This window comes from Metallibacterium sp. (assembly GCF_054637675.1).
On sequence record NZ_JBTSRB010000031.1, the window covers coordinates 1 to 26,707 of the forward strand.

At 62.1% G+C, this 26,707-nt stretch carries 18 protein-coding genes; all 18 read right to left on the bottom strand.

The window, feature by feature from the left end; all coding sequences use genetic code 11:
* The coding region (locus tag ACYDAT_RS10255) for a two-partner secretion domain-containing protein (protein WP_461449938.1) at nucleotides 1-2,059 on the bottom strand (2,059 nt) is incomplete at its 3' end.
* A 12-nt stretch (nucleotides 2,060-2,071) separates the two neighbouring features.
* Nucleotides 2,072-3,922 carry a ShlB/FhaC/HecB family hemolysin secretion/activation protein gene (locus tag ACYDAT_RS10260; protein WP_461449940.1) on the bottom strand — a complete coding sequence of 617 codons (1,851 nt, stop codon included), beginning with the start codon at nucleotides 3,920-3,922 and terminating at the stop codon, nucleotides 2,072-2,074.
* 287 nt (nucleotides 3,923-4,209) lie between these two features.
* Entirely contained in the window at nucleotides 4,210-4,557 is a 348-nt protein-coding gene (locus tag ACYDAT_RS10265) for a hypothetical protein (protein WP_461449942.1), read from the bottom strand.
* The gene (locus tag ACYDAT_RS10270) at nucleotides 4,554-8,231 is read right to left on the bottom strand and encodes a bifunctional serine/threonine-protein kinase/formylglycine-generating enzyme family protein (protein ID WP_461449944.1); all 3,678 of its coding nucleotides are present in this window, start codon (nucleotides 8,229-8,231) and stop codon (nucleotides 4,554-4,556) included. Before ACYDAT_RS10270 ends, ACYDAT_RS10265 begins: the two co-directional genes overlap by 4 nt.
* A 16-nt stretch (nucleotides 8,232-8,247) precedes the next feature.
* A complete protein-coding gene (locus tag ACYDAT_RS10275) occupies nucleotides 8,248-8,970 on the bottom strand; it encodes a PP2C family protein-serine/threonine phosphatase (RefSeq protein WP_461449946.1) in 723 nt (240 codons plus the stop codon).
* Entirely contained in the window at nucleotides 8,967-10,688 is a 1,722-nt protein-coding gene (gene tagF / locus ACYDAT_RS10280) for a type VI secretion system-associated protein TagF (protein ID WP_461449948.1), read from the bottom strand. Before tagF ends, ACYDAT_RS10275 begins: the two co-directional genes overlap by 4 nt.
* Entirely contained in the window at nucleotides 10,636-14,148 is a 3,513-nt protein-coding gene (tssM, locus tag ACYDAT_RS10285) for a type VI secretion system membrane subunit TssM (protein WP_461449950.1), read from the bottom strand. The genes tagF and tssM overlap by 53 nt, the downstream gene beginning before the upstream one ends.
* A gap of 17 nt (nucleotides 14,149-14,165) precedes the next feature.
* Complete coding sequence (icmH, locus tag ACYDAT_RS10290) at nucleotides 14,166-15,419, bottom strand: type IVB secretion system protein IcmH/DotU (RefSeq protein ID WP_461449952.1); 1,254 nt, start codon at nucleotides 15,417-15,419, stop codon at nucleotides 14,166-14,168.
* A gap of 97 nt (nucleotides 15,420-15,516) precedes the next feature.
* Nucleotides 15,517-16,854: a type VI secretion system baseplate subunit TssK gene (gene tssK / locus ACYDAT_RS10295; protein WP_461449954.1), complete on the bottom strand. Its 1,338-nt coding sequence runs from the start codon at nucleotides 16,852-16,854 to the stop codon at nucleotides 15,517-15,519.
* Between the two features lie 122 nt (nucleotides 16,855-16,976).
* Nucleotides 16,977-18,338 carry a type VI secretion system-associated FHA domain protein TagH gene (gene tagH / locus ACYDAT_RS10300; RefSeq protein WP_461449956.1) on the bottom strand — a complete coding sequence of 454 codons (1,362 nt, stop codon included), beginning with the start codon at nucleotides 18,336-18,338 and terminating at the stop codon, nucleotides 16,977-16,979.
* Nucleotides 18,339-18,340: 2 nt separating this feature from the next.
* Entirely contained in the window at nucleotides 18,341-18,898 is a 558-nt protein-coding gene (locus ACYDAT_RS10305; RefSeq protein WP_461449958.1) for a DUF6931 family protein, read from the bottom strand.
* 12 nt (nucleotides 18,899-18,910) lie between these two features.
* Nucleotides 18,911-20,935 carry a type VI secretion system Vgr family protein gene (locus ACYDAT_RS10310; RefSeq protein WP_461449960.1) on the bottom strand — a complete coding sequence of 675 codons (2,025 nt, stop codon included), beginning with the start codon at nucleotides 20,933-20,935 and terminating at the stop codon, nucleotides 18,911-18,913.
* 220 nt (nucleotides 20,936-21,155) lie between these two features.
* Nucleotides 21,156-22,526, bottom strand: a complete 1,371-nt coding sequence (locus ACYDAT_RS10315; protein WP_461449962.1) for a tetratricopeptide repeat protein — start codon at nucleotides 22,524-22,526, stop codon at nucleotides 21,156-21,158.
* A 16-nt stretch (nucleotides 22,527-22,542) separates the two neighbouring features.
* Entirely contained in the window at nucleotides 22,543-22,830 is a 288-nt protein-coding gene (locus tag ACYDAT_RS10320) for a PAAR domain-containing protein (protein ID WP_461449964.1), read from the bottom strand.
* Between the two features lie 12 nt (nucleotides 22,831-22,842).
* Nucleotides 22,843-23,280 carry a hypothetical protein gene (locus tag ACYDAT_RS10325; protein WP_461449966.1) on the bottom strand — a complete coding sequence of 146 codons (438 nt, stop codon included), beginning with the start codon at nucleotides 23,278-23,280 and terminating at the stop codon, nucleotides 22,843-22,845.
* A gap of 269 nt (nucleotides 23,281-23,549) precedes the next feature.
* On the bottom strand, nucleotides 23,550-24,554 hold the full coding sequence (locus ACYDAT_RS10330) for a M91 family zinc metallopeptidase (protein ID WP_461449968.1): 1,005 nt from the start codon (nucleotides 24,552-24,554) through the stop codon (nucleotides 23,550-23,552).
* Nucleotides 24,555-24,622: 68 nt separating this feature from the next.
* Nucleotides 24,623-25,507, bottom strand: coding sequence for a hypothetical protein (locus tag ACYDAT_RS10335; RefSeq protein WP_461449970.1), 885 nt, complete (start codon nucleotides 25,505-25,507; stop codon nucleotides 24,623-24,625).
* 82 nt (nucleotides 25,508-25,589) lie between these two features.
* A complete protein-coding gene (locus ACYDAT_RS10340; RefSeq protein ID WP_461449972.1) occupies nucleotides 25,590-26,639 on the bottom strand; it encodes a hypothetical protein in 1,050 nt (349 codons plus the stop codon).
* Nucleotides 26,640-26,707 lie beyond the last annotated feature (68 nt).

The window sequence follows — 26,707 nt, forward strand, 5'->3', positions numbered from 1 at the left end:
CCAGCGCATGGCTGCCGTTGTTCAGGGTGACGGCATTGGCGCCGCTGTTGTTGAGGCTCACCACTCCAGTGAAGTCATTGCCAGTGCTGTCCAGCGTCAGCGCGCCGGCACCGGCGTTGAACGTCGCATTGCCGGCCAAAATGCTCCCGGCCAAGGCGGATTGAACGATCCCGGTCGCGTTCACGGTCAGCGTGCCGCCACCCGTATTGATGCTGCCTGTGTCGCTGGTACTACCGATATTCAGTGCACCACCGCCAGTGCCCGTTTCCACATCCACGCTGCCGCCGCTGGTGGTGATGCTGGCATTGCCAGTGTCGCCAATGTCCACTACACACAAGGTACTTGAAGTGCACGTCGCGTTACTGGAGTAAGTTGATCCGGAAGTCGTACCACCATAGTTGGCCCATAGGTACAAGTTGAGCGGTGTCGTGCTGTTTGATGAACTGATATTGGCATTGAGAAAAATACTGCCTGCAGCCTTCAGATAGAGCGAGCCTGGACCAGAGGCTGTGATCGGACTATTCACGACGATGTCGCCGTTTTGTGACCCCGAGCTGCCGGTGAAAACGACTACGCTGGTGCCACCGGTCAGCGCGGTATCAATGCCGGCTGGATCGATGATGGATGTGGCCGTGGCTGCGAAAGGATTGTTAAATGCTGTTCCGCCGCCACTTGCAATGGTGACATCCCAAGGATCAAGCAACCAGGTACCCGCCAGTCCCGCGACCGCCGATGCGTCCACGTTGCCCTGAACATTGAGCCCGGTGTGCGCCGAGGTTTCAACCTGACCGCCATTGCCACTCTGCGCGCCACCATCCGCGGTGATGGTGCCGTAGAAGTTGTTGCCCTGGTTGCCCCACACCACGACAGAACCGCCGTTGCCCGACTGCGTGGCATTGGCATCGAGGGTGGCGGTTGGTCCCACGTAGGTCACCGCCGCGGTCGGCAGACCTTCGCCGCCCTGCCAGCCACCACCGACGCGGATACTGCCGCCGCCTTGCGTACCCGAGGCATTGATGTTGCCGGTAACACCGACGTTTTGATCGGACAGGATTTGCACCGTGCCGCCGTGCATGCCGCCGGCATCGATGCTGCCGCTGTCGAGCGTATTGCCGCCCGCGGCCACCAATCGCACCACGCCACCGTCGCTGCTGATGCCGGACGCGATGATGTTTCCGGTGTTGTTGACCAGGTTGGTGAACAGATTGCGCGCCGCGGTGGCTTGCAGGATCACGGTGCCGCTGTCGGCGCGCAGGGTGCCGTTGTTGATCACCGCGGCTTGCTCGGCATCCAGTTGCTTCTTCAGCTCGCCGGTGACCTGGATATTGATCAGGCCGTTGTCACCGAAATCGAGCACGGCGCGATTGGCGCCATCGAGATTGATATGCCCGTAGTTGGCGACGACCAGCCCGTTGTTGGTGACCTGCCCACCGAGCAGGCTGACCGAGCCACCGCTGGCGGCGTTGATCAGCCCATAGTTGACGACGCTCGCCACTGCGCCATGCGCATCCAGATTGAAACGCCGGGACATGAAATCGGTGGGCGTCATGTCCAGCGTGCTGGCCAGCAGGCCGCCGACATTGAGCTCGGCCGTTGGCCCGAAAATGATGCCGTGGGTGTTGATCAGGAAGATAAGGCCGTTCGAGTCGATGTGACCGAAGATCAGGCTCGGGTTTTGATCGAGGATGCGGTTTAGCGCGATCGCGGCCGCCGAGGGCTGGTTGAACAGCACGGTCGCGTTGGCACCGACATTGAAGGTGTTCCAGTTGATCGCCAACAGCCCGGAGGACTGGTTGATGGTGGTGGTATCGCCACTTTGTGAAATCGAGCCGCTGCCACCGACGATCACACCGCCCGTCGGTGTCGTCCCGGGCGGCAGCCCCGGCACGGCCAAGGCCGAGCCGCAAAACAGGAACGTGCCGGCCACCACCGCCGCGAAGGACACGCTGAGCGACAGCAGCTTGCGCCGCGGGAGTGTTGTGCGCGGATTGCGCGCAGCTTGCGTGCAGCGTGCCGGCTTGCGGGATGCGGAGTTTTTTGTCGCCATGGTCTTGCTCATGATCTTCTCCCCTCAAAACTTCATGCCCAAACCGGAATAGATCTGGTAGCCGTTCAGGCCGGATGCGCTCTGCTCATCCACGGGCACCGAATAATCCAGGTGAAACTCCAGACCGTGGAATCGCGGCAGGCGGAATACAACCCCGGCGCCAATGCCCTTGTAGGTCACCACGGCAGGATTGCCGAGGCGATCACCCGCCGATGGGTAGCCGCGCGCGTAATCGACAAAGGTCTCCAATTCCAGGAGCGATCGCCACGGCTGGCCATAAAACGGCGAGGTGAGATTGCCGAAACCGGGCGCGGCCACGTGATACTCCAGCGAGGTATAGAACCCGCTGTCCGTCAGCGCCGTGGCGATCGGATAGGCGCGAACGCTATACGGGCCACCGATCGAGAACTGCTCAAGCGGTGGCAGCGCATAATGCGTGTATTGCCCGACCAGCTTGAAATACAGCTGCTGGTTATCGGGCAGAAACTGCAAGCGCGTATACGACAGGCGCCCGATGGTGAACTTGTTGGCGTGATTCGGACTGATCAGATCCGGCTGCAGCGAGTGCCCGCTAACCGACTGACGCAGGTCAGCCTGCAGCAGATTGACTCCATGGAAGCGGCGGTCGGTTTGATTCATGCCAAAGCCGAGATCAAGCACATTGAACTGCTCGTCGGACAAAAGCACGCCGAGGCTGCTGATCTTGGCCTGCTCATGGATGAGTTGCAGCGAAGCCTGCAATTTCAGGTCTTCGTCATTGACGAACTTCCAGTTCACGCCACCGAAGTACGACGAGGTCGGGCCGCTGATATGCAGGGCCGCGAAAGGGCCGGTATTGATCTGCAAGGTACTGCGCGTGGCGCCGACGACGCCGTCGAGACCGGGAACAATCACGGTAGGCACCGTGTAGAGCAATGATCCGTATACGTTCTGACTCGGGTCTAGCGCGTAATCCACGTTCGCCGCCAGACGGTCGCCAATACCCAGCGGGCTGTTCCAGGTGGCCCCCAGCAGAGCGCGATAGCGCCCGGTGATCGACGTGCCGTAGTTGTCGGCGCCTACTGTGAATGTGTACGGATGCGGCGCTTCGTGTGCGATCAGTAGCAGGTTGGTCTGACCGACTTGCGCGCCCGGCTCGAAGGTCGCCGCCACCGATACGCCCGGTAGATCGCGGTCATACAACAACGCGGAGTCGACATCGCTCTTGCGCAGAGCATGGCCTTTCAAGTGCTCAGCCGGCGCGGCAATGACCCAGGGACGGTAACGCTTGGCGCCTTCGACGATGACGCGACCGATCCGGCCTTCGAGTACCTTGATATCGACGATCTTGCTGCTACCCAGGGTTTGCGCCGGCAGAAACGCTGTGGCGACGATGAAGCCGGCCTTGCGGTAACGATTGGTGATCGCATCGGCAACTCCCTGTAATTGCAGGAAGCTGAGCTTGATCGGCTGCTTGGCGGTACCGCCAAGTTTCGCGTACAGGGTATCGGCAAGGGTCTGGATGCTGGTGGGGGTGATGCCCGCATCGGCATGATTGCCAACGCCCTCGACATGGAAGCCGCGCACGGCGATCAGGTCGGTCTGCGCCGCACGCTCGTCGCGGACGCTCATTGGCGGCACCACGTTGGGTGCAAGCGGCGCGGGTGGCGCCACTGCGCGCGGTGGCGACGCTGGCGCCAAGACGCTGACGGAAACAGCAGCACTGTTGGGGACATTGAAGGCCAGCATCTGATTCGACAGGAAGGCCCGCGCATGGGCGAAGCCCGCCTTGTGCAGGGCGCGGGTGACATTCTCCGCAACGATCTGCAGTTGCGCGGGCGTCAGTGCAGGCGGATGCCCAGCGGCCACGAGCGCGGCTCGATACTCGGTATCCACGATGCGCTCCACAGCCGCGCGGGATGCTGGGGTTGCCACGCCGCTCGCGGGCGACACGCCGCTGACCAGTATTTGCAGGGGGATCCCGGCCGCATCCTGCGCCCACACGGAACCGCCGCACAAGGCAAGCGCCAAGGCTGCTGATAACAAGGCAATCCGCACAACACACTCCTTGAAATTGTCCAACTGGCCGATGTCATTGGCTGGACTGAGGCTTTCGACTGCCCGCGCCCACCCACTCATCCCAGCGCCCTGGTCACGCCGCCGGCAGCGACTTCGGGAGCGGCTTATCCAGCATGCAACCACCAATACAGCAGCACGGCACAAGCGATGATGCCGATGGCGAATGCGATCAGGTACTTCCGCGCTGCCGGCTGATTGGGAGAAAACATCTTCGACAGCGCCGCATCCTGTTCCTGACTCGCGTGCGCCGCCCTGATCGGAATGGTCTTGGCCGACGCCGCGCCCGCCTTGTTGATGGCAATGCGTGCGGTCACCACATGGCTATCGTTGGCCAGTGATACCAACAGGCGTCGACGCCGCGCCCGGTACTCATCGCGGCTGATACGGCCCAGCAAATGGGCACGGTCGAGGGCGCGCAGGCTATGGTTGATCTGTCGTTCCAATTCAGTCATTTCAGTGCCCTGAAAATGCGGAATCCGACATCACGCTGGGGCGCGCCCGAATCGCTGCGAAAGGCGTTGACCGTGCAATCGGACCAGTAGCTGTTGTAGCTGCCCCCGCGTACACCGAGTCCACCGTGGGGGAGCAACACCCACTCCCAGACGTTGCCGGTCATGTTCACCAGACCCCATGGATTCGGCTGACGACCCAGCGCCGAGATCGGGCTGCCGTCACCATTGTTTCCATCCGAGGAAGGCGGCAGGCAGTTGCTGTCAGGGGACTGTTTCCAGCCTACTCCAGCCCGCGCCGCATGCAACCATTCGGCATCGGTGGGCAGGCTGTAGGCATGGCCGCTCTCGTTGCTCAACCAGTGCGCGTAGGCCTTGGCGGCGCTGACATTGATATCGGTGATGGGCAACTGACCGGCATAGGAATAAGCCAGCGCAACTGGCTTGCACTGGTGCGTAGCATTGCAGAACGCATTGAAATCGTTGACGGTGATCTCAGCACGCGAGAGCGCATACGGCTTGCCACCGGCAACCCCCGGAATCACCACCAGCAGCGGGCCGCGCTGGCCATCCTGCAAACGATCGAAGCACACGCGCCCGCTTCCGGCCAGCCCGGCTTGCGCACAAGGATCGGGGCTGGTCGCGACTGCGGCCGATGTCACTGGTTGGGGCAGTGTGCTGGGGAGAATCTGGGGTACGACAGCAGCCGGCTTCGAGACCGTGCTGATCGGACTTGGCGTCGGTGTCGCAGGCTGCACAGCGGTACTGACCAAACTCGGCGGCCGCAACGATTCGAGCAATGCTGATAGCGTGCCCTGCGCGAGTTGCCCACGGCTCTTGAGCTCGCTTTCCAGGTTCTTCAACCCGTTCGCATCGATCTTGCGGATACGCCCGAGCTGGGTGCTCAAACGCTGATAATCGGCGGCGGCTAGCGGTTGCCCATGCGTGCTGATCAGTGCAGCGGTCAGCGCATACAAATCCCGCGCGTTAACCAGATCCGAACGTGGCCCCAACGCGGCAATGCCTTGCGCGATCGCCTGTTGGGCGCCTTGATACTTGCCGGCGCGGAATGCACCTTGCGCGATCCGTATATAGGCCTCTGCGACGAGCGTCGGACCCTCCTTGACGAGAAAAGGATTGCTCGACTGCAACGCGCGGATCCGGGCCAGTGATTGCTCGGCCTTGGCGGTGTCGTTGGCCGCAGCCGCGCGGCGCACGGACTCGATGCGCGAGGCGATTTCTGCCGTCGCCGCCTCCTGATCGAGCCGCGTTTGCTGCTGTTGCTGCAAGGCCACCAGACGATCGCGCTGCGCCAACAATGGCGCGGAACGTGGCGCGTAGCGCAGGCCGAAATTGATCAGCTCGATGTCCTGCGGCAGATGCAATGCGTTGTTCTGCTTGCTCACGGTCGTGGCAATCGCGGCGCCGAGCCGGTCCACCAGGTGGCGCGTCGAGGGCGACTGGTTGTTCTGCAACAACACCATGGCAGCCGCGACCTGACTCTGCCAAACCGCCGTGGTGGCCGGCGTGGCCACCAGCCCCGCCAAGGCGGTTTGCGCTTGCGTCACCGTCTGGAACCGCGATGTGATCGGGACACTGACAACCTGCTCACTGCTGCTCAGCGCAGCCAGTTGCTGAGCGCGTACCGCGAGTCGCCGTGAATCGGGAAACACGCTGCGCGCCAGCTGGAGCCGCTGCTGCGCCTGCGCGATCTGGCCGGACCCCAGCGACTGACCAATGGCAATATCGTATTTGAGTTCCAACTGCGAATTTTTCAGCAGCGCACTGGTCGGATCCATGGCCCGGATCTTGGCCATGGTGGCGATCACATTGTGCGGCTGACTCGCGAAAATCGCTCCGGCACTGATGCGCTCCATGAGCTGGGTATCGAGAGTATTGAGCAGATCGTTGCGCTGCTGTTCGATGGCGCGATGCTCACGATCCAGCGCCGGGGAGTAAAGCCTGAGTTGGTCGCGCGCCTGAAACACCCTTTCCGCACCGGCAAAATCGTAGTGATCGCCGGACGGATTCCAGTGACTGCGAATGCGGTTGAGCAGGAAGTTCTGAATGATCTCCCCGTCTTCGAGCACGATGCGCGTACGGTCCCGTGGATTGAGACCGTTCAACGCCGTCATGGCCTGACCGACGTTGGCGTAGTGCTGCGCATTGGTTGGTGCGAAGCGCTCGACAACGCGCGCGACTTGCTGGTCGTGCAGGTAGCGGCTCAAGCCCCAGGCTCCCAACGCCAGCAACACGACCACGCCCGCTCCATAGGCAAATGGCCGTCCATAACGCTGGCACCACGTAACCTCGCGCAAACCATCGATCAGTTCGGCGGCGCTCTTCAAACGCTGCTCGCGGGTGAAGGCAACGCTGTCGCACAAAGTCTTGTATTGACGTCGCGTGAGCCCCGGCACCGCCGGCGGTCGCCGCCCTTCACGCTGGGCCACCTCGGCGCTGGCCTTGTCGAAGGGATGTTTGCCGGTCAACAGCTCGAAGATGACGCAGCCTAGCGCGTAAATGTCGTCGGACGCTGCCGGCTCCTGCCCCTTGATCATCTCCAGGCTGGCGTAGGCTGGCGTCAGCGCGCCCAGGGTGCCGGCATCGAACAAAGTCTTGTCGCCTGCGGAATCGCTACCCGCATGCTGCGCGGCGCGCGCGATGCCAAAATCGAAAACCTTGGGCACGCCCTCGCGCGTGACCATGACGTTGCCGGGCTTGAAATCAGAATGCACCACGCCCGTGGCATGCGCGCGCTTGAGTGCCCACGCCATGCCTTCGATCAACGGCCGCGCATCGGCCAGCGACATGCCGTTGTAGGCGCGTTCGCGGATCAGCGTCTTCAGATCGGAACCGTCGATGTACTCCATCGTCATGAAAACGATGGTTCCATCCTTGTCGAAATCGAACACGCGCACGATGTTGTCGTGTGCCAGCAGTTGCGAGCGCCGTGCCTCGCGTTGCAGCGCGATCAGCGAATCGGGGTGGCGGCGAAAATCATCGTTCAGCACCTTGACGGCGACATAGGGATCACGATCGCGCGCTTCGACCTTGCGCTCATCGCGTGCCAGGAACACTACGCCCATGCCACCACGGCCGATTTCGCGCTCAAGCAGGAAGCGACCCTTGAGCAACATGCCGACGGTCGCGTATTCCCCACCCTCGGCATTGGCGATGCGACGCCAACTGGCCATGTCCATGCTGCTGGAACCCGTGCCGGTGCCCGTCTTTCCAGCAGTGCCCGTCACCCCGGTGGTTCGCTCAGTGCCATCCGGCACGCGCACTGCGGATGGCTTGACGATAGTGACCTCGTCCTGCTCCGGCGGTGGCGGCCGTGGCACGGGCTTCACGACCGTGCCATCGGCGGCCTCGGCCGGCGGCGGCCGCGCCGCGGGTTTCACCACGGTCGCGTCGTCGATCGCCGGTTTGACCACGGTGGCATCGTCGAAGCTGTCGTCCGGGGCCGCTGCGGCCTGCGCAGCCACGAGTCTGGCCAACAGCTCACGCACGGTCGGCGCATCGAGTTGACCCTGCTGACCTGCCTGCTCAAGCAGCGCCAGCTCGGCGCGATGCTCAGCATCAGGCAACGCACCACGCGCCGCGATGGCATCCGCTGCGGCCGACAGCGTCAGCGTTCCCTGCTGCAGGGCAACAATCAGTTCAACGATGGACTTCATCTGGGTACGGTCTCGATCAATCCTGCAATTGCACGATGACGGCGGAAATATTGTCGCGCGCTGCGCGCTGCAGACCGAGATCAATCAACTCATCAGCGAGCACCTGCGGTTGCAGCCGGCGGCGGAACTCGGCATCGATCTCGTCATCCGACATTTCCTTGTTGATGCCGTCCGAACAGAGCAGAAACTGCATGCCCGGGCGACTACCGGTAACCACCCAATCGATGAACAAATCACGTTCGGCGCCAATGGCGCGAGTCAGCACGCCAGCACCCGGCGTTGGCTGCGCTGATTGCGTTCCGAACTGGGTGATATCGCTCTTGATGCCGCCATGCACATGATCTTCGGTGACCTGGCTCAAGCGTCCTTCCTCGTAGCAATAGCCGCGGCTATCACCGACCCAGCCACAAAGCATGAAATCAGCGCTGTGCACCAACAGCACCAAGGTCGTGCCGATCACGTCGACGCCACGCTCCGCCGCCGTTCGCAGCAAGTCGGTGTTGACCTGCACCACGGCATCCTCGACCGTTTCGATGAAGTCGAATACGTCTCCATCGCGGCGCACGGCGCCAAGACGCTCGATGAGCAGGCCGCTGGCGTAATCACCGGCCGAATGGCCACCCATGCCGTCTGCAACCACCCATAATCCGACGTCATCACGCATCAGGATGGCGTCCTCATTGTGCTTGCGGACCTTGCCGGTGACCGTGCGCCCTGCCGAGCGATAGCGGGTTTTCATGATTCGACCTCGGTCACGGTGAAGGGCCACTGTGCTGGCTCGTTGCCAAGCCGTACCGCACTCGCAATGTGAACACATGCTGCGTCGCAGGTAGGCAACGCCAGCGCCTGTTCAATCACTGCAATGGACAAGTGCTCGATCAGGCCGCGCGTAGCAACCAGCAGGAGACGATCACCAACCGCGACCTCACACCGCGCATCCTCGCAATCGGGCGTTGTCGCACCGCCAAGACCCGTCGCGGGCGACGCTTCGTGCATGCCCAGAAATTCATCGAGCCCGGCAGGATCTCCCTGCGCCATCGACGCGGGGATTGGTGCGGTGGAAAATACTGGCCGAACCCGGCCATGGTGCGATTGCCACGCTGCCGCGGCACCAATGCGCAGAAACTCCGCAACACGATGCGCAATGCGCAAGGCAATCACCGCCGCATCTTCCATGACCGGATTGATCAGGTCATCGCGCTGGCTCGCCAACTGTTGATGCATGGCCAGCAATCGGTCGCGCAGCACATGCAAGCCGGATTGCAGTTCATCAACAGCGAGGGCTTCGGCCACGCCGGCCACGCGAGTCGCGGCTTGCCGCTGCGCACCGGGCGCACCGGGCGCACCATCATCCGCGGCGATCAGGGTGAAGCCGCTGGCATTCCTGCGCGCGCGCGCGACAGCGCGATTGCCCGTGGCAGAATGCGTAGCCAATGCGATCCCCGCATTGGTCACGTCTGCAGCGCGCGATAAATCCACCCCCGCATCAGTCAGCAAGTCGGACAAATCATCGGGCGGCGGCGACGCGACCGCGGACCCCGCATCGGGCAACAGCCGCCAATCCGCAAAGCCATCCCGCATCGAACTGCACGCGGCAACAGCGTTACCCGGCGACGTCGCCGCAGCCATGGGCGACAGCGCTGGCCAACGCGTCTGCGGCAACGCAAGTCCGGCTGGAACCCGCCAAATTTCCAGTCCGCTCTGTCCATCGAGAAAGCCGGCGTAAACCGATGACTGCGGCAAGCCACGCGTCACCAGCAAGCTGGGCGAAACGCGCTCACCGCCGGCCATCGTCCACCATTGGCACCATGGCCCGGGTACGTCCGCCAGTTGCAACCATGTGTCGCCGAGCCAGGCTCCGTCCGCGTATGCCGCAGGTAGTGGCAGGTGCCAGTATTCGGCCAAACGCCAGTCGATTTGATGCAGCGCAGTCCATGGACCGGCAAGCGCGCTGTCCAGCGGTCCCGGCAATGCAGCCACCTGCGCGTCAAATACATCCACGGCAACCCGGTCGCCCGTTTGGCCGGCGATATAAGTCTGCTCCAGCGCGTCGAACCAGCCATGGCCACTGCGCAACAGTTGCAGCATCGCACCGGCGTCCGTTCCCAATGGCGCGGCGATGACCATCGGAAAGCAACGCCCGACACGATCGAGTGATGGACCGAACACGCCAGCCCATGCTGACTCTGTGCATGCCCCGGGGGCCAGCACGAAACGCCACAACGGACTGCCACGGTAGGCTGTCAACCACTGCTCACCGAGCAGCGCGCGCGCGGCGTCCACGGCATGTTCAAAGCTGCGATCCCATGTTTCGACGAAATGAGCCGGCAATCGGCGCTGCACGAAATCGCCCGCGCACGGCAACTTGCCAAAGAAACCGACCGACGCTGCCCCCTGCATCCGTCTATCCCCCGCACCGGAAGTTTTGCACCACCGTGTTGAGGAACGGATTGACAAGATTGCTGGCTTGCAGCATGACCGTGGCCACGCGCCCACCAAAATCGAACCGCGCCAGAAACAGTAGATCCGACTTGCGCTGCAGATGCGCAGCCTGCAAGGCATTGAAGAACGCCCAGTCGCCTTGGTAATCAAAACGGCTGATCAATGTACCACTGCTGTCATAAGCAGCGATCGACACGTGCCCGGGTTGTGGCCCCGGCCATTTCATCGCGCCACTGCTGGAGGCACCACCAGGCTCATAGTCGAACTTTTGACCATCGATCTCGATGACCAGCTTGCTGATCCCCTGACCAAGCACCGGGTTGATCAGGGTGAAATCCACTTCCGGCATGCTGCCACGCTGGAAATACATCTTGCGGATCTGATCGGCCATTTGCATCTCGTGCAGTAATCCGGGCGGTCCGCTCACAGCGCCTGGCCCGCTCTTCCAGCGCCAGGTGCGCCCGCTTGCGTTGACCAGATTCGCCAGCGTTTGCTTGTAGAAGGAATCAAAACGACCGCCATCGCCGAACAGCTCGGCAAAATTCTGCACCGGAATACCCACGGTGCTCTGCGGCGAAAATGGGTAACGGCCATGGATGAACTCCGCGCAATCCTTGCCCACCGCCTGTTGGTACTGATCCTGCAATGCGCCCTTGGCGCCGCTCGCGACCAGTGACTGCGTGTTGCCGGTGAGCGCCGAGATCCAGGTGGACACTGGCGGCGGCAATTGCGCCACCTGCTGCTGCGCCAGCAGCAACTGCGGATTCGGTTGCCCGGTGGGCACCGCGGTGCTGTCCGTCATGGTCAGCAGCGTGTTACTGAGTTGCTTGAGCACGCTCAGCACCTGATCGATCGGCTCAGACCCTGGCGCACCCTGGGTCAATTCATCGAGTGTCTGAAAATGGGCAGCGATGGCAGCCCCGGGTTTTCCCGCAGTCGTGGCCGCTCCCCCTGCGGAAGATGCGAGGGCGAGCGCCAAGGCGCTCTTTATGGCGCCCTGCCCAGCCTTCTTCGCTGCTGTCAGCGCGTTGCCGTTGGCCGCCGATGGCGGCGCGCGCATCATGTCGCTGGTATTGCGCCGCACCACCTGCAACAAGGCCTTCAGCGGCGAACTGGGTCCGGACAGTTTGGCTGCCATCGCACTGGCATCCTGCAAATTGTTGACCGGCTGCAGTTGCAGATTGTCCAGCAGTGCGTCCCAGGCCTTGATGTAATCCTGCTGATAAAGATTCAACACCTGCTGCACCAAGCCGGCCTTCTGCACGGCATTGATCCTGGTGGCACCAAATACCCAGTCGTCCTTGACGAACTGATTGACCGCCTCCTCGATGCCCTTGCTGGCCTCGTGCTCGAATACCGGTTGCGTATACAGCGCCGGTATCGGCGTGGACAGTGGAGCCCCATCCTTGCGCTGAAACACGTTGCCAAGCAGGCCCAGCTCCTTGTCCAACTGCAGCGGCGCATAGCCGGAGCTTTCCGCCGTCAACTTCATGCTGCCGTAGATCAGCGTGGTCAGGTCGGCGGCACGCAAGGTGTTGCGCGCCTGCTCCACCAAGGCTTGATCAGCGGACAGCGGATGCAGCGCACCCGGAACCGCCACCAACGCCTTGAAATTCTTCGCCAAGGCCTTTTGCAGCACCGGCTCATCGGGGAACAGGTGTTGCCATTCAATGTTGCCCAAAGTCATCAGTTCGTCGGCATTCTCGTGCTTGGGCTCGGCCAGCATGAGATAGCCCTTGAGGAAGTAATACAGCCGCTGCGGGTCACCCGCGTTCTTGGTGATCCCCATGCGGAATTGTGCGGCCACGCCCGGCAGCAGCAAGCCATTGAGTTCCCGCACGTAGGCTGCTTGTGCTTGATTCCCGATCTCGTGCCCCTGGTAAAGCCCGAAACGCATCAGCAAGGGAACGTGGTCCCGGTACTTCTGCGCCGCGTCCTGGACCGCGGAGTAGGCATCAATCCGCTCCAGCACGCGCGCGAAATATTCCTTTTGCGTCGTGGCACCGCCAATGCCGTCCCGGGATGGGAAATTTCCCAGCGCCGCGTCCACGGTTTGCAGATAGCCGCGATTGCGTTCGAAGCTGATCGCAAAAGCCGACAGCAACAGCACGGTGAGCAACAAAACCCCGGCATAGGATGCGACCTGCAGCACCGCCTTGCGTCGCTCCAGCGCAGGGTTGGTGCCCGCGAACCCCGACTCGGCGAACACAACATCTTGCAGTAGATGCTCGACGAAGAATGTGCGCCGCTGCGCGCCCGGTGCATGCACCTGCGCCGCATCGACACCGAAGGTGCGCGCGACCGCGCTCATCATGCGATCGATGGGCGTGCCTTCCTGCGTGCCAGAGGTTAGATAAGCACCGCGCAGCAGCGGCGTAACGCCGTACTGATGCGCGCTGAACACGCCTTCGGCGACCTGTTTCGCGACATCGCGAAGTGCGCTCAACTGCTGCGGAAAGGACAGGATCGCGGCACGCCGATTGCGGTCACGCTCCTCATGCAAACGATCCAGGATGCGCGTATTGAGTCGATCCAGCAGCAGGTTGAATTCGTCGCCGAAGCTCCTCGCGGCGCTGCCGTCGATGGTCTTGGCCAGAGGAAAGGTGAACCCCCAGACCTGGCTGCGCAGTTCGGGACCCAGATCATCGAAGAACTCAGAGAATCCCGCGATCAGATCGCACTTGGTGAACACCAGATACGCCGGGACGCCAACGCGCAAATGCTCGCTCAGTTCGTCCAGCCTCTTGCGAATGGCCTGGATATGCGCGTGTCGATCGGTGTCGTCCAACATCAGCAGATCCGACATGCTGACCGCGATGAGCACGCCGTTGATCGGACGCCGCTTGCGGTATCGGCGCAGCAAATTGAGGAACTCGACCCACGCCGATGCATCGGCCGCCTGGTCGGAATCCTGGGTGGTATAGCGCCCGGCGGTATCCAGAAACACCGCTTCGTCGGTGAACCACCAGTCGCAGTTGCGGGTGCCACCAATGCCGCGCAGCGCTTCCTTGCCGAAGCGATCGGACAAGGGAAAGTGCAGGCCCGAGTTCTGCAGCAGCGTGCTCTTGCCAGAGCCCGGCGGACCGATGACGACATACCAGGGCAACGTATAGAGATTGCCACCGCCGCGGCGGCTCTTGCGCAACGTGTCGATGGCCTCCTGAAAACGGGCCTGCAACTGCGCACGCTCGGCGCTGCCGCGCTCGTCACGCTCACTGGCAGCCGGCGATTGTGTCGCCTGCCCGGCGATGTCCGCGGACATCTGCCTGGTCCTGGAACGGGCACGCAACTGCAGGATCTGCAGCCATGCGGCCCATACCACGATGATCAGCAGGATCATCAGCAGTCGCGCCACCGCACTAGCCAGCGGTTGAGTATCCCCAATGCCCAAGTAAGGGCCACCCACCCACACCAGAATAGAAAGCAGGATGACCCCGATGAGGGCGATGAACCAGCCGGATTTGAGTAGCGCCATGAACGTTTTCACGACGTTCAACCCCCCGGGATATAAGTGACTTCAATGCGCCGATTGCTCGCGCGACTGGCTGGAAACGCGATCGGATGTGAATCACCGGCACCGATGTATTCCAGCCGACCGGGATTGTCGATCCACTTGTCGAGAATCTTCACCACCGCATACGCGCGCGCCTCCGACAACACGAAATTGTCCTTGAAACGGAAGGTATGGATGGGCACATCGTCGGTGTAACCGACCACGATCACGCGTCCGCGCAGCTGATTGAGCGCAAGCGCGATTTTTTGCAGCAGGGGCATCTCCTGCGGGCCGATGGTGACGCCCCCAGAGGGGAACATGTCCGTCGCTCCGATCCGCACTACCTCTTTTCCGGCGGATTTTTCGATCACCGCGAGTTGCCCTGCATGAATCTCGGGCGCCAGCAATTGTTGCAGCGTCTTGCGCGCGACCACGGGGCGCACCTGTTGAAGAAGGGCGGCGTCCGGCGGAACAGCACTCTCCAGACCGATCTCGGCCAGTCGTGCACTGACGGGTGAAGCGGAACCGTTTAAGCGCGTGTAGAAAAACAAAAATGCAATCAGCAGCACGCAGGCCGCAGCGGCACCGATTACCCACAGCGGGATATAGCGGATCAGCGGATTGCGCCGATCCTGAATACCACGCCAATGCGGTGCCAGTTCCTGTGCCGGAGCTGCGCGCTGCGCGCGAATACGCCGATACAAATCGTCCTGGATATCGGACAACTTGGCACGACCACCAGGCTCGACCGCATAGCGTCCACCGAAGCCCAACGCAAGGCCGATGTACATCATCTCGATCAGGTCGATATGGCGCGAAAAATCCGCGCACAAACGCTCCAGGATCTGGAAGAATTTGGCGCCGCCGTAAGACTCACCGTGAAAGGTGACCAGCAGTGTCTTCTGCGCCCATCCGCTCTGCTCACCCCAAGGTGCGTTCAGGACCGCTTCGTCCAGCATCGTGCACAGCACGTAACGCGCGGCGGTAACGGTTTGCGCCGCGATGCCAGCCACCTGCGCGTCTTGCTCGAACTTGCGCACCTGCGCGATCGATTGTTCACGCAGGCGCGTGACTTCCGGCGCTGCAACGCTGTGGCGCAGTTGCACCGCCAGCAGCAGCAGCGGGCTGGCCAATTGCACCAGCGGATTCATGCCGCTGCCGAGGAATGAGCTGATCTCGGCCGGCAGTGCCTGCGCTGCTGGCGCCGCCGGCACTGGCCGCGCTGACGCGGATGCAGCTGCGGGCACGGCCACGGGTGGCGCACTTCCCGGAACAGCGCCGCGTGGACGCACTATCGTCGCATCGCTCATTGGATCAACGTCGTTCGGACCTTTGATGCCGCTCATGGAGTCAGCCTCTGATAGCCCACAGTTGCAGATCCAGCCCGGCGAAACCGCTGCCAAAATGGAACGCGATGCCGCCGGAGGTCTTCAGCATGCGCCACATCGCCGAATGCTTGTCGAACTCGAAATAAAGATAACCGGCGTTGTACGGAATCTGGCGCGGCGCGACCGGCATGGGGGTGACCGAGATGCCCGGCAATTGCAGATTCACCAGATCACGGATTTTCTCCACCGGACCGATCTTGGATTGCGCCGGCAGTTGTCGCCGCAGGTCTTCGGATTTGACGTCAGCCTTGGCCGCCAGCACGAAAGCCGCGCTGTCGAAGAGCGTCGGATCGGGCACCACCGCCACCCACACGCCAAACTTGCGCTCCTCCAGCGGGATCGGCATCGCGGTCTGTTCCATCACCGCGCTGAGGCTGATGCGCAACGCGGTGATGACCGGCTCGAAGCTCTCTCGTAGCGCCTCATGGCGGTAGGGCGGAAACGCGGCTGGGCGCTTGCCAGGCGCGGTGAAGGTGGCCAGTTCACCGGCCATCGCCACCAAGGCGCGATAAAAATCTTCCGGATGCAGCAGTGGCGCCTCGGCCAGATGCGCGATCAAGGGCTGGCAGCGATTGACCACTTGCAGCAGCAGGAAATCGGCGATCTCCGCCGCACCGCCGCGATCGGTCAGTGCCACGCGACTGGCGAGCGCCTCGCCACGCTGATGCAACAGACCCAGCAGTTCGGTCAGGAACGTCAACAGGCGCGGCACCGCCTGGCAGCTCAATCCGCTGGGCATGAATGCATCGTCCAGCATGACCCGCCGGTCGGCGCGGCATTCGACGATGCGCGCGACGGGTATCTGCGTCAGTCCTTCCATCGGCTGTGACTGCGGTAGCAGTCGACAACTCATGCCGCCGACCTCCAGCGGAGTCAGGCCCTCGACGCTGCCTGAGGCATCATGCACCTCGGTTTCACGCACCCGGAAGCGGAACAGGGTTTCGGCCGGCGCGCCACCGCGGCCACTGTCCGGAGTGGTCGGGGAGCGCAGCGGCAAGGTCAGGTACACGGTCTGGTCGCGCCAGTTGGCGTCCACGTCCAGCGCCGGTGGCAGTGGATCGTCATTCGGCATCGAGAACGGCGTGCCGTCCGCGAACACCCCGCGCGCGCTCTTGATACCGAATTTGCCGATCGCCAGCAGATCGGTTTCCAGCGCCAGCTCGTGGAAGCCCCAACCGTAGGGACGCAACGCAGCGGCACGCAGATCCACGAAACGCTCGAGGTATCGTTCCTGTTGCTGCATGTGCTGTGGCCGCAGGAACAAGCCCTCGCTCCACACCACCTTGTTGTTCTGCGTCATGTATCGCGCCTGATCAATGTGTCTGAATTTTACCGCCAGCGAGCACCGCGGCCCGCACTCGTCTCGCACTTCATCGGCATGCCCAACGAACCACTCCGGCCCATTGCGACAGTGCCTGGCCATCAGCGGCGCGTGGATTGCTCCGCCTTGCGCGCCGACTTCAATCGCGACAATTGCACCTCGTAAGCGCGTGCGAACTCGTCGCCGAACAAGCGCCGGAAACATTCGTCGGGGTCTTTCATCAGCCCCTCGAAATGCTCCCGGTATTTTTCCCAGTAGCGTCCCTTGCCTGCGAACGCCGAGCGCTTCGCGCCGCCATCGGCTTCGCGCTCGAAGCGATCAGGGTTGAAATGCGCCAGCAGCGCATCGAATCCTGCGCGTACCCCAGCGAGCATGGCCATCTGGTGACAGCGAATGTCGTCGAAAGCATCGTCGAACGCCACGGCACCGGAAAGAAACGTCGTGTTCGGCGGCGCCAGGATTTTCTGCACCGCCTCCTCGGCCGTCGCCGCGAACTTCAGCGGGTTGTTTTCGGAGCGCTGGATGATCGTGACCGGCAGTCGGAAGCTGTTCTTGATCTCGGCGCGCGCGCGCAGGACATCCATCACGCCGTCGGCAACAACGTGCAGCATCTGCGCCAGCTCGGCGGGCAACATCGGTGTGCCTGCGGTGACAGCCGCCAGTTGCACCGGCGCGCTGGTCGTCGGCGCGACCATGGCCGCTGCCGCGGCCCCCTGCATCGGCGCCGGTGGCGGCGCAATCGGCTGCGGCGCAGCGACCTTGGGCGTGAAATCGCCCATGGTCATGTCCCAGTTCTCCGGCAGTGCTTGCGGCGCAACCGCGGACGCCGCCGACGGCGGACGAAAGTGATCTTCCATCCCGGCGCTGTGATTCCAGCTTGCCGCAGGCAGCCCGGCAGGCGCATCCGCCAATGGCGGCTCTGACGCAAACGGAGCGTCGAGAAAACTCAGCGGATCAAGATCGCTCGCCGTCGTCGAATGCCCCGCATCCGGAATCAGCTCGTCACCGAGCGGGCCGGCCTCGGTTCCACCCCTCTGAGGCAGCAGATCAAGCAGCCCGAAGTCCTCCGCGCCATGCACTGCCGACGGCAGTGCCGGACTCGCGGCGGCGGCGGCCGCTGGCGGCGCCGCGGCCTCGGTCGCGCTCTGCAAGCGCACGGCCATCTCGAACGTGTCGATCTGCAAACAATCGCCATCCTTCAAGGGCGAGGGATCGCCCCTGACCAGCGCGACGCCATTCAGCAACATGCCGTTCGTACTACGATCCTCGATGAAATAGATACCGTTGAGAAAACGGATCATGGCGTGGACGCGCGACACCCCGGCGGCGCTGAGCACCCAGTCGCAATCATCGGACCGGCCAATGCTGCCACCCCTGCCGGCAAATGCCTTCTGGCTGCGGCTGCCGAATTGCGCGGCCTGGTGACCCTTGACCGCGATGATCAGTGTTTGCGCCGTCGCCACTGTCAGGCCTCCTTGCCGCGTGGCGCGACAGAGTCGCCAGATCCCAGCAGGCCCAGCGCGCGCTCAATGAAAGCTTTGCGGCGCGCCGCGAACTGCTCGGATATCAGCGCCGCCATCAAATTGATGGCCGCCACCGCGGCACAGGCGGTCAGGTGCTCGGGCGGTGGCACTGGCGTTTCCTGTGTGGCGGGCGCCAGGCTGCCGCCCGACCAACCCGCGGCTGCCGCCAGCCATGCACCGATCGATTTGTAACCGCCGGCATTGGCAAATTCAAAAGCGGCGCGCCGATTGCCCTCGCTCGGATCACGCACCCAGGTTTCGGCCAGCGATGCGCCAGCCCTGTCCTCGATGCCCAGTGTCTGATCGCGCGCGCACTGGCAGACCCACGCCACCGCGTAGCGCTTGGGCAGCAAGCGCGCCAGCAGCTTCAAGCCATCCTGCGCTTCGCCGGCGTCAAGCAGCGTTCGTACCGCGACTTGCGCGCTCATGCTCGCCCGCAAGCGCGCGCTGGCGGGTGGTGACAATTCCATCTGGCTGGATGCTTGCAGGATCTCTGACATCTGCGTACTCCCTCAGCCAATCATGATGATGCCGCCGGACAACTGCGCCATGCCATCGCCCTTGAGCGTCAACATCGGCCCCTTGACCGTGGTCATCGCGCCGCCAGCCACCTCCAGCATGGCGTCGGAATGTGCCTTCAGGCTGGCGCCTGCACCGATGTCCATGGTCGCCCCGGCTTTGATGCCGACCTCGGTCTGGCCATCGATCTTCACCGACATGTCACCGGTGATCTTGATGTTGACACCCTTGATCTCGATCTCGCCCGAACTCTTCATGGTGATGCTGGATGCGCCGGTCACCAGTTCGATCTGACTGCCAGCCTCAAGCTTGAACTCCTTGCCGATCGACGTGCTGCCATTGTTGCTCACGGTCAGCGTGTCATCGTTGTCCACGGTGTGCTTGCGGTTGTGCTTGATTTCGCTGGTCTGATCGTTCTTGATGCTGCTGGTTTCGTCATTCCCGATGGTCACGACGTGGTCGTTAACCACATCCTCGTGCATGTCTTTCTGCGCGTGCAGGTAAAGGTCCTCGCTGCCTTTCTTGTCCTCGAAGCGGATTGCGTTGAATGTGCTGGCGCTGCCGTCCGGATTGCTGCAACTTACGATACCGCTCTGCGTCTTGTTGTCCGGCAGCGTATACGGCGGCATGTGGTTGGCATTGTAAACACTGCCAATGATCAGCGGTTGGTCCGGATCGCCCTCTAGGAAGCTCACCACGACCTCTTGTCCGACACGCGGAATGTTGATCGCGCCCCAGGCTTTGCCCGCCCACGATGAGGCCACGCGTACCGGACACGAACTCTGCGCGTTCGGCTTGTCCGGCTTGTTCCAGTGGAACGTGACCTGCACGCGGCCGTACTTGTCGACCACGATGTCCTCGTCGGTGTCGCTGCCAGTGACGATGGCAGTCTGTAGGCCCGCGATGATCGGTTTTGTCGCCAGCGGCAGGCTGCGGTAGGGCTGTTGGCTGGCGATCACTTCGAAGGTGCAGGCAAACGGCGTCTTCCCAGCATCACCAGAGGCATATTCGACACCCTCCAAATCGATCTGTGTGCCGACCACCAGATATTCCTGGTTCAATTCCTGGAGCGGGAAATCCTTGAGGGTGAACAGGTTGCCGGTAGCCAAGCCCCAGGCATCGGTGCTGCCGGCATGGGTCAGGTGCTGCGCGTTCAGGGCTTGCGTCCGCACTTGCGCGTATCGCTGGCCGGTACTGGATTTTTCCGCGCTGGTGTAGTCGCCGGGGAAGTCGAACACCGTCAATTCGGTGAGATTGTGATAATCGACCCCGTTATCGACCGAGGCGGTGACAAGCAGCGCGGCCGTGGGCGCCATCGGGTCAAAATCCGTCAGCTCGCACTTGAGCGCATTGACCGAGCGCGCAGTGGTCCATGCGCTCACGCTGGCCGCCTCGCGACTGCCGCGCTGCGTCGGCGGGCAGTAAGGTAGCGTCGCGAATGGCGCGACCGCCACATGGGCGCTGCTGGCGTCCGCCAGCACCATGGTGTGCTTGTCGGCGGTATGCGTGAAGAAGTAGTAAATGCCCTCCTGCTCCATCAAGCGGCTGATGAAGTTGAAGTAGCTCTCACGGTACAGCACGCAGTAGTCGCGGGCGGCGTAGTTGCCGCTGAGATTGACATCCACATCGGCATAGCCGAACTCACCCATGATTTGCTTGACGATGTCGGGCACGCTCAACGCGGTGTAAATGCGGCAATCCACCTTGCGTGTCAGTAGCCATGGCTTGGGGACCAGGGTCACGGCGTAGGTCGCATAGCGCACCTTCCCGATGGTTTCGAACCCGGTCTGCTCGGCGGCGCTGACAATGCCGTTGAAGTAGCGCTCTCCACCCCCCTCAGGCTTCAGGTTGATCGTCATCGGCGTGCCCAGCAGCTTGCGCAGATCCACCGCTTGGTCCGTGCTCAGCATCTCCACGCGATAGGAAAACATCTGCCCCAGATGCTCGCGGGCGTGCATGCGCCGGAACAGCAACGTGTCGCCGCCAAGATCGGTCGTCAAGGTGATCGCATAAGCCATCGGTCAAATCTCCGCAAAGGTGCTGCGCCGTGCCATCCGGCACCGGGCATGCTTGATTGGCAGCCCGCCACGACCCGGGCCTAATCGGGAAGGTCCATGCGCGCGGCCACGCGACGCGACGCGCCACCCGCATTGGCTGCTACACCCGGCTCTGGCAGAACACGCCCCCCGGTGCACAGTCGCAGGATTCGATCCCGCCGTGCAAGCGTCCGACCATGATCTAGGTTACTCCGCGGCACGCCACGACAACCCAACCCGCCACCATCTTGCCCGCCTCGCGGCGCAGCGTATCGGCGCTGATATTCACCTCGCGAAAGCCTGCCACGTCCAACACCCGCTGCACGCAGGCCCGTGTATGGCGATAGCGGCCGCTGGCCGACAACTCGCTGCACTCCGCATCGCCTTCCAGCGCCTCCAGCGTGAAACCCACTCGGCCACCGTGCCGCAACGCCGCATGCGCGGCCGACAGCACCGGCCGCAACTCGCCAAAATAAACGAGGGTGTCGGCAGAGACAATCACGTCATAGGTGGCTGGCTGCGCGCGCAGGTATGCAGTGAGTTCCGCAACGACCAGTTCGTCGTAACCACCACGGGCGCGCGCCTTCTCCACCATGCCGCCCGAAAGATCCACGCCCACCAGCCTCCTTGCATGCGCGCGGATCAACGGCGCGCACAAGCCGGTCCCGCAGCCTGCATCAAGTACATTCAGCGCCGCCGCCGGCTCGCCTAAACACCTGCTCAAAGCCTCGGTGAGCACCTGTGGCGCGCGGTAATCGAGATTCTTCAGCAACTGCTCGTCGAAACTGTCCGCGAATGCATCGAACACGTCGCGTACGTAGTCGTCGTCGGCGCGCGCAGGAACCTCCGACCCACCGCACGCCGCCAGCATGTGACGCGGTACCGGATCGTCCGGCTCGCGCGCCAGCCAGTCCCGATACACCGCGACCGCCTCGTCCTGCCGCCCGAGCAGGTACAGCGACTCACCCAGCGCCTGCAGCGCGCGCACATTACTGCCATCCAGTTGGCAAGCCTTGCGAAAGTGTTCCGCAGATTGCTCGATATGCCCCACGTTCTGCGCGAACCGCCGCAGGAAACGACCCAGCAGGTAATGCCCATGCGCAAACTGCGGCGCCTGCCACAGCAGTCGGTTGTAGGCCTGGAACGCCTCCTCGGGCCGCTCCTGCGCCTCCAGCACCACCGCAAGATTGCTCAGGGCGTTGTGGTGCGTTGGACCACATTCGAGCGCACGCCGATAACAAGCCTCGGCTTCGCGCAAACGCCCGCATTCCTTGTGAATGTTGCCGAGGTTGTTGTGCGCATCTGGATGGCGCGGAGTGATCTTGAGTGCGCTGCGAATCAGCTCGACGCCCGCCTCGCTGCGCCCGCGCTGATGATGCAGCACGCCGAGGAAATGCAGGGCGTCCGGCTGTGCCACCTGCAATTGCAGCACCTCGCCGTACAGCCGCTCGGCGCCATCAAGGTCACCCGCTTGATGGCTGGCGATGGCTTCCTGCAATAGTGTCGCGAACGCCGCTCGCGGCTGGCGTGCCGGCTGTTTGCGCGGGTGCGCGGTGGTCAGTGATCGAGGCATGCGCCGCGCGTCCCGCTCAGCCGATCAGCACGGTGAAGCAACCGAGCACGATTGTTCCGCCGTGCGCGGTACTGTCGCCCATGCGCGCCGCCGGCAAGCCGCCGATCAGCACGGTAGGCGAGCCCATCACGATGCTGTCTGGTGGCCCCACGCAGACCGCCATGTCGCTGACGCGCGCGGCCGGCATGCCGCCGATCAGCACCGTCGGCGCGCCGGGGCCGGAAATGGGACCGCCAACGTGCGGCACCAGCACGGTGACCATCGGACAGACATGCAGATCGGTGAGGCGGGCGGCGGGTTGCATGACTGACACTCCTCAAAAATTGATGCAATGTCCGGCTTCGATACGCAGATCGTTTTCGAGCCCGTCGAGGATGGCGGCGTCCTGCGGCGACAGTTGGGTGTACATCTCGCCATCGAAAGCCCCGTTGCGAATGAGCCGCGAAACAGCCTCAGCTCCTTGCGCGGACATTCCGGCATTGGCCAGAAAGGTATCGACATCGCGCTGCTGTTGCTTCAGATCACTGTGCTTCCACCTGCCCACCTTGATGCTGTCGCTGATGTTCTTTGCCAGCCCGATAGGCGAGCCCTTGTAAATCGCATACATGCCCATGACCGCGAGGATCTTGGACTTCTTCACCTTGGTACCAGCCGCTGAGAACTGTCGGCCAAGGTTCTTTTGTTGGCTGATGCTCTCTCTTGCGCCAAAAAAATGCTTGAGGCCGGCTCCAGTTGCCTTCATCAATTTATGCATGACATGTAAACCTCGACATTGTGGGATTGCTCAAGGCTCGAACTGGCCTTCCAAAGCCTCTCACTTATTTCCTCAACCTGCCAACACCGTAAACACCCTGGCACGATCACCCCTCCGTAAGCAGCTCTGATCCAAGTCTCGCCATTTCTCGTTTTCGAATAAGCAACTCCGACCGCTTTCTCATACTGGTAAGACAGGCAGTTAGTTGCATGGTTATTCCTTCATAGAAACGCTTTTAAGAGGTGAGCCTGACCCCTGCCTCACATCGCTCAGCGCCTGGGCCGTGCGGCCTTCCAGCCGTCTGATTTCGGCGCAGAAGGAGGTAGTTGCCCTTTGGGCAGCGAACTCCCCGCCGTCTCCACCGTGTTCGCAAGGCGGTCCAGCCAAGGCGAACCCGCCGTGCTCTGACCGTACTGAGTGCGGATGGAGAGATTGGATTCGGCACGAATCTTGTTTTCGGTGAAAGGCAGCGAAGTGAACGGTGGCAGACCGACCGTCATCGCCTCCTCGCCCCACTGGCCTTCGACAATGCGCATGCCCTGCATCATCCGCAACGCGTGAATCAGCTCGTGTGCCAGATTGACGTGCGGCACTGGAACACCCCATTCTGCCTGCGGTTTTGGACCATCGTGCTTGGGCCTAGCCGCGGCATCGAAACGCACGGCAGTATTAATGCCTGGGCCCGGCGTAAGCCATGCATACAGATAAAAAGCGAGCTTGAAGTAGGTATCGTCGTCCATGCCTGCAGCGCCGGATTCGATCGCGTTCAACTGCGGCCGGCCAAGACCGACAAGTGCCGCAACAGCATCGCGCTTCAGACCACCGCGGCCTGCCCGGTCGAGAATCGCAGTAAATTCCTCCAAGTAAGGTCCACGTGCGACCGCTGCCTTCCAAACGCCGGGCTTGGCCACGGTTGACGCATTCTTGAGCAGCGGGTTGTCGAGCTTCGCCCTGCCCATGATCACGCGGTGCGACGGTGGCCTGAACGCCTTGATGAAACGATCGCGATCGTTTGTGCCGGTCTCTGCCTCCATCACGGCCGCACTGCCGTTGCGGTCTTTGTCCAGATAAATCGTGACGAGCTTGCCGGTGTCCTGTATTGCACGCATCAGCTTGTAACCGGTGCGCAAGGCGTTGATGGTGTCGAGCTGCTGCTCGACAAACTGGATAAATTCACGCGCCTCCGCTGCATCGGCCAACGCCACACGGTTGATGAACTTGAAGCCGTATGCAGCTTGTATGCGGATTGCGCTGTTGTAGTTCGTTTCGATCACTGCCTGCCTCCAAGAAAAATTCCACTGCACCACGGCCCCACCACGGTGTGAGCCCTAGCGCGAGCGCTTTATTCGCGAAAATAGACCACCGGCCATCCGGCACGCATGGCGGCTGCATCCCCGTCGACATTGACTTTGGCGATGATGCTTTCCGCCTCGATCCGTTGCCATCCGTTACCGGGCGCCGCAGCATCGGTAAGGATGTCCCCGAAGTGATAGAGGAGCAGGTATGGACCCCCTTCCTTGGCGACATCGGGCTGAACCGCGTACATCAGATGCCCCGACTGGTTCTCACTCGACGGATACGCGCTTGAGTAGGTTTTTGCCTGCAGCCGGCTGGCGGTGACGTAGCGGATCGACTGCACCACGGCATTGACCGGATTCCACGACTTGACACGTGCCAGGTAGGCTTCGACGTGGAAAAAGACCTTGAACTTGTTGATCTGGCCGACTTCCTGATCAATCAGGCTGGCGTAGCTTTCCCGAGCGATCGACGTGCTGATCAGTACGCTGTCAATGAGCCGGCTCTTGGCCCATGCGGCACCTTTGTTCGCGGTGCTTATCAGATGATCCTTGACGAACTTCTCAGCGATGTGCCTGTACGAAGATTCCTTCTGCGCGGTGCCGTAGGTAGCCACCACGCCGATGCCCTCGATCAGGCGAACCATGCCGCTTAGGGCATTAAGAAAAAACTTGACCCAGTCTTCCGCGTTGTTCTGACAGATCGTGGTGTTGAAGCGTCCCGCAGAGACGGCAAGCAAGGCGTCGAAATCCTCAAATGCGCCAGCTTGCGGCTTCCATGCGTGGAATTTGGCATAAGGCTCCAGTAGCGCCTTGACGCTCCTGAGGTTCGAGGACGTGGTCAGCGGCTTCACCGCAGCAAGAACCTGCTCTACGGAGATGAACGTGCCGCCGCCCCCTGCTGCGGTCTGAAGCGCTGCGACGATGGTCATCCGTTCTCTCCATTCCGCATGGGTGTGCAGCGTTTCAGAACAAGCATCTCGGGGATCGCGTACCGGTTCAGGCGCGCCCGCTTCAATAGGCGTCCAGGATGAACTTGATCGTGGCCGGCTCCAGACGCGCGCTGGCCGGCGTCTTGTTCGAGCCCGGAAAGAACTTGATCAACTGCACAGGCGTCCATACTGTGCGCGTGTCCTCGACCACGGCCTCGTTGCTGAAACCCTTGTTGATGGTCTTGGTGGCTGGAATATGGCTGGTCTTCAGCATGATTTTCTTCTTCACCAGTCGCGTGAAAACGAAGCGCACGTTTTTTTGCAAGTAAAATGACCAAGCGCCTTGGACGTCACGCAGGCCGAATATCGATCCTTCGGCGGTAGCCGAATGGATCTTCAATTGCTTGGAGGCCTCGCTCGTGAGGAAACTCTTGTACTGGGCGGCCTCCTGAGTTGTTCCGGTGCCAAGGTAGTTGACGTAATCGTCTTTGTGGACGGATCCATAGTCGCCCGCGCCTTGCCGCTGCTGCTCGAACAGGCGTGTCCAATGCAATCGTGCATTACCCGCCAGGAAGGGATTGGCATCTGAAAGATCGCTGCGACTCTCGGTGGTTCCGGCGTGGTAGACCGTGGGATGCCTTGGGTCGCCCTCGACGAACACCGAACACCCGTTCACTGCCGCAGTGAAAAAGAGGTCCGGGTCGCGCTGCCGCTGTACTGCAAGACTGACTCCATGGCGTGCGGGAATCTTCGGCGGAATCACGATCTTGGTGAGATGATCGGACGTCCAAGGCAGGAAGTAGCTCGCCATGTAGTCGTCCATGCTCGAAAGGCCGGCGACTGCCTTGGAATAGAAGAACAGATTGTACTGGTTCTTGCTTTCGCCGTACTGGTTGTCCGTACGGCTTAGCTTGGTGAATGCAATCTGGTTGTCGGCACCAGTGAGCGCAAGCGTCGAATCGCGCGGAGCCAGCACGGCACCGGGCTTGTTGTAGCTGTGCGGCGTCCGGTCATACAAAGCGGTCGCCGACTGGGTACCACGGTCCTTGTAGTCCTGTGGTTGGACGGTATGTATCTTCATAAATTCGAGCGGGTCGCGCTCAAATCTCGCATCGATATCACTTTTGGCCACGACCTAACCTCAGCTTTTGACGATAACGCTTCATCGCCATCGCCTCTATTTGATGACGGGCTTCAGTG